This window comes from Nonomuraea sp. NPDC050227 (genome assembly GCF_044459705.1).
Lineage (GTDB): Bacteria > Actinomycetota > Actinomycetes > Streptosporangiales > Streptosporangiaceae > Nonomuraea.
In genome coordinates this window covers 326,435-334,621 of sequence record NZ_JBITJF010000016.1, presented here as the reverse complement: position 1 = coordinate 334,621, position 8,187 = coordinate 326,435, and the positions used below count along the sequence as shown (strand labels likewise).

At 71.2% G+C, this 8,187-nt stretch carries 9 protein-coding genes; 2 read left to right on the top strand and 7 right to left on the bottom strand.

The genetic code is table 11. The annotated features are described in order from the left end of the window. Positions 1–91: 91 nt before the first annotated feature. The 7 genes from bfr to ACIBK9_RS46140 all read right to left on the bottom strand — a co-directional run bounded on the left by bfr (position 92) and on the right by ACIBK9_RS46140 (position 5,009). Positions 92–577 (bottom strand): bacterioferritin, encoded by a 486-nt coding sequence (gene bfr, locus ACIBK9_RS46170; RefSeq protein WP_352361818.1) that lies wholly within the window; start codon positions 575–577, stop codon positions 92–94. Positions 578–602: 25 nt separating this feature from the next. Further along, positions 603–779: a bacterioferritin-associated ferredoxin gene (locus tag ACIBK9_RS46165; protein ID WP_125632481.1), complete on the bottom strand. Its 177-nt coding sequence runs from the start codon at positions 777–779 to the stop codon at positions 603–605. 121 nt (positions 780–900) lie between these two features. After that, complete coding sequence (locus tag ACIBK9_RS46160) at positions 901–1,521, bottom strand: MBL fold metallo-hydrolase (protein ID WP_352361821.1); 621 nt, start codon at positions 1,519–1,521, stop codon at positions 901–903. Continuing rightward, a complete protein-coding gene (locus ACIBK9_RS46155) occupies positions 1,521–2,606 on the bottom strand; it encodes an S-(hydroxymethyl)mycothiol dehydrogenase (RefSeq protein WP_358282558.1) in 1,086 nt (361 codons plus the stop codon). Before ACIBK9_RS46155 ends, ACIBK9_RS46160 begins: the two co-directional genes overlap by 1 nt. A 15-nt stretch (positions 2,607–2,621) precedes the next feature. Further along, positions 2,622–3,602, bottom strand: a complete 981-nt coding sequence (locus ACIBK9_RS46150) for an adenylate/guanylate cyclase domain-containing protein (RefSeq protein WP_397165374.1) — start codon at positions 3,600–3,602, stop codon at positions 2,622–2,624. 21 nt (positions 3,603–3,623) lie between these two features. Continuing rightward, entirely contained in the window at positions 3,624–4,142 is a 519-nt protein-coding gene (locus tag ACIBK9_RS46145) for a PH domain-containing protein (protein WP_397165373.1), read from the bottom strand. A 45-nt stretch (positions 4,143–4,187) separates the two neighbouring features. Next, the gene (locus ACIBK9_RS46140; protein ID WP_397165372.1) at positions 4,188–5,009 is read right to left on the bottom strand and encodes a biotin--[acetyl-CoA-carboxylase] ligase; all 822 of its coding nucleotides are present in this window, start codon (positions 5,007–5,009) and stop codon (positions 4,188–4,190) included. 85 nt (positions 5,010–5,094) lie between these two features. On the opposite strand from ACIBK9_RS46140, the gene ACIBK9_RS46135 reads away from it, so the two are divergent. Both ACIBK9_RS46135 and fdhD read left to right on the top strand, forming a co-directional pair. Next, the gene (locus tag ACIBK9_RS46135; protein ID WP_397165371.1) at positions 5,095–7,299 is read left to right on the top strand and encodes an FdhF/YdeP family oxidoreductase; all 2,205 of its coding nucleotides are present in this window, start codon (positions 5,095–5,097) and stop codon (positions 7,297–7,299) included. Next, positions 7,296–8,138: a formate dehydrogenase accessory sulfurtransferase FdhD gene (fdhD, locus tag ACIBK9_RS46130; RefSeq protein ID WP_397165370.1), complete on the top strand. Its 843-nt coding sequence runs from the start codon at positions 7,296–7,298 to the stop codon at positions 8,136–8,138. The genes ACIBK9_RS46135 and fdhD overlap by 4 nt, the downstream gene beginning before the upstream one ends. The last annotated feature ends 49 nt before the right edge of the window (positions 8,139–8,187 follow it).

The following is an 8,187-nucleotide window of genomic DNA, read 5'->3' as shown; positions in this document are numbered from 1 at the left end:
CGGTCAGAAGGGTGTTGAGGTCGTTCGTCACACATCGATCCTCGACACCCTTCGTCGTGCCTGCACTCCGAACGACTTAGGACTTACTCGTCTAGTCGTCGACGGACTGGGGCTCGGCGTAGCGGGCGAGGTAGAGCTGCTCGCCCAGGCTGCGCATCAGGCCCAGCTCGGTCTCCAGGTAGTCGATGTGCTCCTCCTCGTCCTCGAGGATGTCCTCGAAGATGCGGGCGGAGGTGATGTCGCCCTTCTCCCTCATCAGCTGGATCGCCGGGCGCAGCCGTTCGACCACTGCCAGCTCGACCTCCAGGTCGGCCTTGAGCTGCTCCTCGACGGTCTGGCCGATGTGCAGCGTGCCGAGGCGCTGGTAGTTGGGCAGCCCTTCGAGGAACAGGATGCGGTCGGTCAGCCGTTCGGCGTGGCGCATCTCCTCGAAGGACTCGTCGCGCGTGTGCTTGGCCAGCTTGGTGTATCCCCAGTTCTCCTGCATCTTCGCGTGCAGGAAGTACTGGTTGATCGCCGTGAGCTCGGCGGTCAGCTGTTCGTTGAGGAGTTCGATGATCTGCTTGTCGCCCTGCATGAACGGGCCCCTCGTCACGGTGCGGCTATGCGGTCGTCAGTTCTTCAGACTGCTTCAGGATCGCACAGATCTTCCGTACACAACGGGCACAGTCCCCACCGGCCCCAGTGGTGTCGCGAATCTGTTTCGCGCTCTTCGCCCCGGAGGCGATGCAGTCGTGGACCTCGTTCTCGGTCACAGCACGACAAATGCATACATACATCCGGGGACAGGCCTCTCAAGCGAGCAGGAAGGGGACGCCTTTAGGTTAGGCACACCTAAGATAGCTCACTTCGGTAAGGCTTGCCTATGTTAGAGGCGTCACATTCACCTGACCCCGCAGGTCAGTGGCCCCTCGCCCGCCACTCCTCCAGGTGCGGCGCCTCCGCCCCGATGGACGTGGAGTCCCCGTGGCCGGTGTGCACGACCGTCTCGGGCGGCAGGGACAGCAGCCGCCCGGCGATCGACTCGATGATCGTGTCGAACGACGAGTACGACCGCCCGGTCGCCCCCGGCCCGCCCTTGAACAGCGTGTCGCCGCTGAACAGCACGCCCGCGTCCGGCACGTGCAGGCAGACCGCGCCCGGCGAGTGGCCCGGCGTGTGCAGCACCTCCAGGGCCACCCCGCCCACCGTGATCTTCTCGCCGTCGGCCAGCGGCGTGTACGCCACCTCCGGCCCGTACACCTGCTCCCAGAGCACCTGGTCGGCCGGGTGCAGCAGGATCGGCGCGCCGGTCAGCTCGGCCAGCCGGGCGGCGGCGTTGACGTGGTCGTTGTGGGCGTGGGTGCACACGATGGCCTTGACCCGGCGGCCGCCGGCCCGCGCGGCGATGGCGTCCGCGTCGTGCGCGGCGTCGATGATCACGACCTCGCGCGCGTCGCCGACCAGCCAGACGTTGTTGTCGACCTCCCAGGTGCCGCCGTCGAGCGAGAACGTGCCGGAGGTGATGACGCGGTCGATCATCAGAGCACCACCACCGAGCGCAGCACCTCGCCGCGGTGCATCTTGGCGAACGCCTCCTCGACCTGGTCGAGCCCGATCGTCTCGGTGACGAACCGGTCGAGCGGCAGCCGGTTCTGCAGGAACAGGTCGATCAGCATCGGGAAGTCCCGCGAGGGCAGGCAGTCGCCGTACCAGGACGACTTCAGCGCGCCGCCGCGGCCGAACACGTCGAGCAGCGGCAGCTCCAGCCGCATCTCCGGCGTCGGCACGCCCACCAGGACCACCGTGCCGGCCAGGTCGCGGGCGTAGAACGCCTGCTCGTACGTCTCCGGCCGGCCGACCGCCTCGATCACCACGTCCGCGCCGAACCCGCCGGTCAGGTCGCGGATCGCCTCGACCGGGTCGTTCTCCCGCGAGTTGACCGTGTGCGTGGCGCCGAACCCGCGGGCCCACTCCAGCTTGCGGTCGTCCACGTCGACGGCGATGATCCGGGACGCCCCGGCCAGCGACGCCCCCAGGACCGCCGCGTCGCCGACCCCGCCGCAGCCGATCACGGCCACGCTGTCGCCGCGCGTCACGCCGCCGGTGTTGATCGCCGCGCCGATGCCGGCCATCACGCCGCAGCCCAGCAGGCCCGCGACCTGGGCCGGCGCCTCGGCCGACACCTTGGTGCACTGGCCGGCGGCCACCAGCGTCTTCTCCAGGAACGCGCCGATGCCGAGCGCGGGCGACAGCTCGGTGCCGTCCTTGAGCGTCATCTTCTGGGTGGCGTTGTGGGTGGCGAAGCAGTACCACGGCCGGCCGCGCAGGCAGGCGCGGCACTGGCCGCACACCGCACGCCAGTTGAGGATCACGAAGTCGCCGGGCGCCAGCCCGGTGACCCCCTCGCCGACGGCCTCGACCGTGCCCGCGGCCTCGTGGCCCAGCAGGAAGGGGAAGTCGTCGTTGATCCCGCCCTCGCGATAGTGCAGGTCGGTGTGGCAGACCCCGCAGGCCTGCACGTTCACCACCGCCTCGCCCGGCCCGGGGTCGGGGACGACCACCGTCTCCAGCGAAACTTCCTGGCCCTTACCGCGGGCGATCACGCCCTGCACTTCGTACGGCATGGCAGCCATCTTGTGTCAGGAGGATGATCTCCGCAAGACATAGGGCTGGACCACGCCGAGCCCTCTTGCCGGCCGCCTCCTGATCTTGTGCACCTCGATCCCGTCCGGCGCTCCGGCCAGGCCCTCGGCCAGCTCGGAGTCGACCAGGATCGTGCCCGGCCGGGCGATGGCCGTGAGCCGGGCGGCCAGGTTGACGGTGGTGCCGAACACGTCGCCCATCATGGGCACGACCGGCCCGTACGCCATGCCGATGCGCAGCTCCAGGCTGTCGGCGAGGTCGAGGGCGATCGCCGCGGCCTGGGCCGGGGCGGGCGCGGTGAACAGCACCTCGTCGCCGAGCGTCTTGACCAGCCGCGCGCCGTGCGCGGCCACCACGTCGGCGGCGCGCGACTCGAAGCCCTCGACCAGCGAGGCCAGCGCCCGCTCGTCCAGCTCGCGCGAACGCCGGGTGAAGGAGACCAGGTCGGCGAAGCCGACGGCGATCGACACGCGGGCCGGCCCCCGCTCGTCCTGGTCGTCGGCGACGGCCAGCAGGCGGGTGCCGGCGGCGGCGAGCTGGGCCCGCCAGACGTGCACCAGCAGGTGCTCGAAGTCGGGCAGGAGGGCCTTGGCCGTGTCGAGGACGCCGTTCAGGTCGGCGTCGGTGCGCGAGTCCGGGACCATCGTGCCGATCACGATCTCGGCCTGCCACTGCGCCAGCCGGGCGGTGGTCTGGCCGAGCGCGCGGGCCATGCGGATGACGGTCTGCTCGTCGAGCAGGCCGCCGTCGATCAGGCTGCGCACCCGGCGCAGCGCGGCCACGTCGGCGTCGCTGAACGCCACGGCGTCGTCGGGGAACTGGGCGAAGCCGAGCGCCCGCCAGATGCGCTGGGCGAGCTCCTGCGACACCCCGGCCCCGGCCGCGACCTGCGCGCGGGTGTGGCGGGCCGGCATGCCGACGAGCGTGCGCTCGATCTGCTCGGCGGTCGGCCTGCCGGGCGGTTGGGTGGCGTTCACGATCAGCAGGCTACGCCAACCTCAGTGGCCGTCGATCTCTCCGTCGGACGCGTCCTCGACCAGCTTGAACAGGTCCATGCGCACGTCCTGGATGCGCGGGATGTCGCGCAGGACGATCTGGCCGCGCTCGCCCGCGGACTCGACGGTCAGCGTGCCGCAGCCGAGCATGCGCTCCATGAACGTCTGGTCGGAGCTGACGGTGTTGACCTTGGCCATCGGGATCTCGTCGGTGGACTTGTTGAGCACGCCCATGCTGATCGTGAACCGGTGGGTGGTCAGGACGTACCCGGTGTTCTTCCACTGCAGGTAGGGCACGAACGAGAAGATCGTCAGCAGGATCACGGCGATGACGACGACGGCGATCCTGCCGTAGGAGGTGACGCTCTCCCCCCACGCGGTGGGGAAGAAGTAGAGGGCCGCACCCGCTGCCGCGGCGATGAGGACCAGCGCGAAGAACGGGCCGACAAGGCGCTTCCAGTGGGGATGGAAGGATCGGACGCGCTGCTCACCCTGCGTCAGATGGTGGTCGGGAAGGGTCATGCCGCACATGCTGCCACCAACCCGGCCGAGCGGCTACGCCCTTGCTCATCGGGCGGCCCGCACGTGCACGACGTCTCCGGCGCCCAGCGTGTAGCGCTCGCCGCCGGACTCCACCTGGAGGTGGCCGGACCCGTCGATGCCGGTGGCCCGCCCGGTCAGCACCTGCTCGCCCGGCAGCTCCACCCGGACGTCGCGGCCGACCGTGGCGCTGACGGCGAGGTAGGCGGCGCGCAGCCCGGCGGCCTCGGCGTCGCCGCCGGCCGCCTGCCACTCGCGGTAGTGGCTCTCGACCTCGCGCAGCACGGCCCGCAGCAGCGGGTCGCGGTCGACGCAGGCCGCCTCCTCGATGGCCAGCGACGTGGCCGTCTCGACCGGGGCCTCCTCCGCGCGCAGCGAGACGTTGAGCCCCATGCCGATGACGACGGCGTCGTCGACCCGCTCGGCCAGCACCCCGGCCAGCTTGCGCTCGCCCACCAGCAGGTCGTTGGGCCACTTCAGGCGCACGTCGACCTCGGCCAGCCGGCGCACGGCCGAGGCGGCGGCCACGCCGTACAGCAGCGGCAGCCACCCCTGGGTCGGAACCGGCGTCGTGGGCCTGAGCAGGACGGAGAACGTCAGCCCCGACCGCGGCGGCGCCGACCAGGCACGGTCGAGCCGGCCCCGGCCGGCGACCTGCGACTCGGCCACCAGCACCCGGCCCTGCTCGGCCCCGGCCTGGGCGGCCAGGGCGAGGTCGGCGTTGGTCGAGCCGGTGGTCTCGACGACGGTGACGCCCGTCCACAGGCCGCCCGGACGCACGAGCGCGCGGTTGAGCGCGGCCTCCGAGAGCGGCGGACGGTCGAGGTCGGAGTAGCGCGAGGAGGCCATCCCCCTATCTTGGCCGAACCCGCGCCGAGGTCGTCGCACCGCACCGGCTGGTCTCGAAGTCCGCATGAGGGGTAAAGATGGGGGGATGAGCAGACGTCCTGACCCTCGCAACTGGGCATCGTGGCGGCCCTTCGGCCTCGGGTTGCGCAAGCCGAACAACTACCTGGAGCTGTGGAAGGCGTTCAGGTCGGTCAAAGGGAACAGGCGTTACGCCTGGCGCATACTCAACCAGGGCACCTGCGACGGCTGCGCGCTCGGCACGCACGGCATGCGCGACTGGACGATGGACGAGATCCACCTGTGCAACATCAGGTTGCGCCTGCTGCCGCTCAACACCATGCCCGCGCTCGACGTGTCGCTGCTGCGCGACGTCTCGGGGCTGGCCGGGCGCAAGAGCGCGGAGCTGCGGGAGCTGGGGCGACTGCCGTACCCGATGCTGCGGCGGGCCGGCGAGCCCGGCTTCACCCGCGTGACGTGGGACGAGGCGCTGCGGGTGGCGGCCGACCGGCTGCGCGGCGCGCGCTTCGGCACGTACCTGACCAGCCGCGGGGTGCCCAACGAGAACTACTACGCGGCGCAGAAGGCGGTGCGGGCGCTCGGCACGAACAACGTCGACAACGCCGCCCGCATCTGCCACTCGCCCTCGACGGTCGCGCTCAAGCAGACCATCGGCGCGGCGGCCACGACCTGCTCCTACACCGACTGGATCGGCTCGGACCTGATCGTCTTCATCGGCTCGAACCCGTCGAACAACCAGCCGGTCGCGATGAAGTACCTCTACCACGCCAAGAAGGCCGGCACCCGGATCGCCATGGTCAACGCCTACCGCGAGCCGGGCATGGACAAGTACTGGGTGCCCTCCAACGCCGAGTCCGCGCTGTTCGGCACGAAGATCACCGACGAGTTCTTCGGCGTGAACGTCGGCGGCGACATCGGCTTCCTCAACGGCGTGCTCAAGCATCTCATCGAGAACGACTGGGTGGACAAGGCGTTCGTGACCGGGCGCACGTCCGGGTTCGAGGAGGCGCGCAAGGCCGTCGAGGCCCAGTCGTGGGCCGAGCTCGAAGCGCTCTCGGGGGCGACCAAGGAGCAGATGTTCCGGCTGGCCGAGCTGCTCGGCCGGGCGCGCTCGGCGGTGCTGGTCTGGTCGATGGGCATCACCCAGCACACCTACGGGGAGGACAACGTCCGGGCGATCGTCAACCTGGCGCTCGCGCGCGGCTTCCTCGGGCGTGACAAGTGCGGGCTGATGCCGATCCGGGGGCACAGCGGGGTGCAGGGCGGGGCCGAGATGGGCGCGTACGCGACCGGCTTCCCCGGCGGCCTGCCGATCACGTCCGCCAACGCCGCCAAGTTCACCGACCTGTGGGGCTTCCAGGTGCCCGACACGGCCGGGCTGACCGCCACCGACATGATCGACGCGGCCCACCGGGGCGAGCTCGACGCGCTCGTCTCCTCCGGCGGCAACTTCCTGGAGGTGCTGCCCGACCCCGCTTACTGCCGGGAGGCGCTGTCCAGGCTGGGGCTGCGGGTGCACATCGACATCGTGCTGTCCTCGCAGATGCTCGTGCCGGGCGAGGGCGACGTGCTGCTGCTGCCCGCCCAGACGCGTTACGAGATGGTCGGCGGCGTGACCGAGACCTCCACCGAGCGGCGGATCATCTTCTCGCCCGAGGTCGAGGGGCCGCGCGTGGGCGAGGCGTGGCCGGAGTGGAAGATCTTCGCCGAGCTGGCCGCCCGTACCCGTCCGGAGATCGCCGACCATGTGCGGTTCACCGGCACTCCGCAGATCCGTGCGGAGATCGAGCAGGTCGTGCCGTTCTACCAGGGCATCTCCGGGTTGCGGAAGTTCGGGGACAACGTCCAGTACGGCGGCCGCCATTTGTTCGCCGACGGCCGTTTCCAGACGCCCGACGGGCTGGCCGTCTTCTCCGTGGTCGAGCCGCCCGCCCTTGAGCGCCCCGACGGCACGTTCAAGGTCGCGACCAGGCGCGGCAAGCAGTTCAACAGCATGGTCCACGAGCGGCTCGACGGCTTCAACGGCGCGGCGCGCGAGGCCGTGCTGATGAGCCCGTACGACGCCGACCGGCTCGGGCTGGCCGACGGCGCCCCGGTCGAGCTGCGCGCGGGCGAGCGCTCCTACCAGGGCAAGGTGCTGCGCGCCCCGCTCATGCCGGGCAACCTGCAGATCCACTGGCCGGAGGGGAACGTCCTGCTCGACGAGGCCCGGCGCTCGCCACAGGCGCGCATCCCCGACTACAACGCGCTCGTCACCGTGCGGCCGCTGTGAAGGCGCGTCCCGGGCCCACCACCCGCGTCCGCATCCGGGAGCTGGCCGGCTCCGGGGCCCGCGACCGGCGCGACGACCTGGCCACGGAGGAGCCGCTGGAGATCCGCCTCACCGGCGGCGACGGCACCCGCAAGACGGTCGCCATCACCATGCGCACCCCGGGGCACGACTTCGAGCTGGCCGCCGGGTTCCTGAGCGGCGAGGGCCTGGCCGGGCCGGACGACATCGCGGCCATCGCGTACTGCACGGACGACGACCTGCCGCCCGAGGCCCGCTACAACACCGTCACCGTCCGCCTGCACGGCCCGGTGCCCGACCTGCCCGCGCTCGACCGGCACTTCGTCACCTCCAGCGCGTGCGGCGTCTGCGGCTCGGCCGGGCTCGACGCGCTGCACGGCCGGTGCAAGCCGATCCCCAGGGGCTCGCTCGAACTCACCCCCGAGGTCCTCTACAGCCTTCCGGGCGCGCTGCGCGCGGCCCAGGGCGTGTTCGGCAAGACCGGCGGGCTGCACGCGGCGGGCCTGTTCTCGGCGACGGGCACGCTGCTGGCGTTGCGCGAGGACGTCGGCCGGCACAACGCCGTGGACAAGCTGGTCGGCTGGGCGGCGCTGGCGGACCGGCTGCCGCTGGCCGAGCACGTGCTCATGGTCAGCGGCAGGGCCAGCTACGAGATCATGCAGAAGGCGCTGGCGGCCGGCGTCCCTGCGGTCTGCGCGGTGTCGGCGCCCTCGTCCCTGGCCGTCGATCTGGCCAGGGAGTTCGGGTTGACGCTGGTGGGGTTCCTGCGCGGCGAGCGCTGCAACGTCTACGCCGGGCAGGAGCGCGTCGTCACGTCCTAGTCAGCGGCGGACCACGCGCCGGGTCGAGGTCAGGATGATCAAGGCGGCT

Bases quoted from the DNA above. Each gene is read 5' to 3' on its own strand.
- bfr (WP_352361818.1), bottom strand. From the start codon at position 577: ATGCAGGGCGACAAGCAGATCATCGAACTCCTCAACGAACAGCTGACC.
- ACIBK9_RS46165 (WP_125632481.1), bottom strand. From the start codon at position 779: ATGTATGTATGCATTTGTCGTGCTGTGACCGAGAACGAGGTCCACGAC.
- ACIBK9_RS46160 (WP_352361821.1), bottom strand. From the start codon at position 1,521: ATGATCGACCGCGTCATCACCTCCGGCACGTTCTCGCTCGACGGCGGC.
- ACIBK9_RS46155 (WP_358282558.1), bottom strand. From the start codon at position 2,606: ATGCCGTACGAAGTGCAGGGCGTGATCGCCCGCGGTAAGGGCCAGGAA.
- ACIBK9_RS46145 (WP_397165373.1), bottom strand. From the start codon at position 4,142: ATGACCCTTCCCGACCACCATCTGACGCAGGGTGAGCAGCGCGTCCGA.
- ACIBK9_RS46140 (WP_397165372.1), bottom strand. From the start codon at position 5,009: ATGGCCTCCTCGCGCTACTCCGACCTCGACCGTCCGCCGCTCTCGGAG.
- ACIBK9_RS46135 (WP_397165371.1), top strand. From the start codon at position 5,095: ATGAGCAGACGTCCTGACCCTCGCAACTGGGCATCGTGGCGGCCCTTC.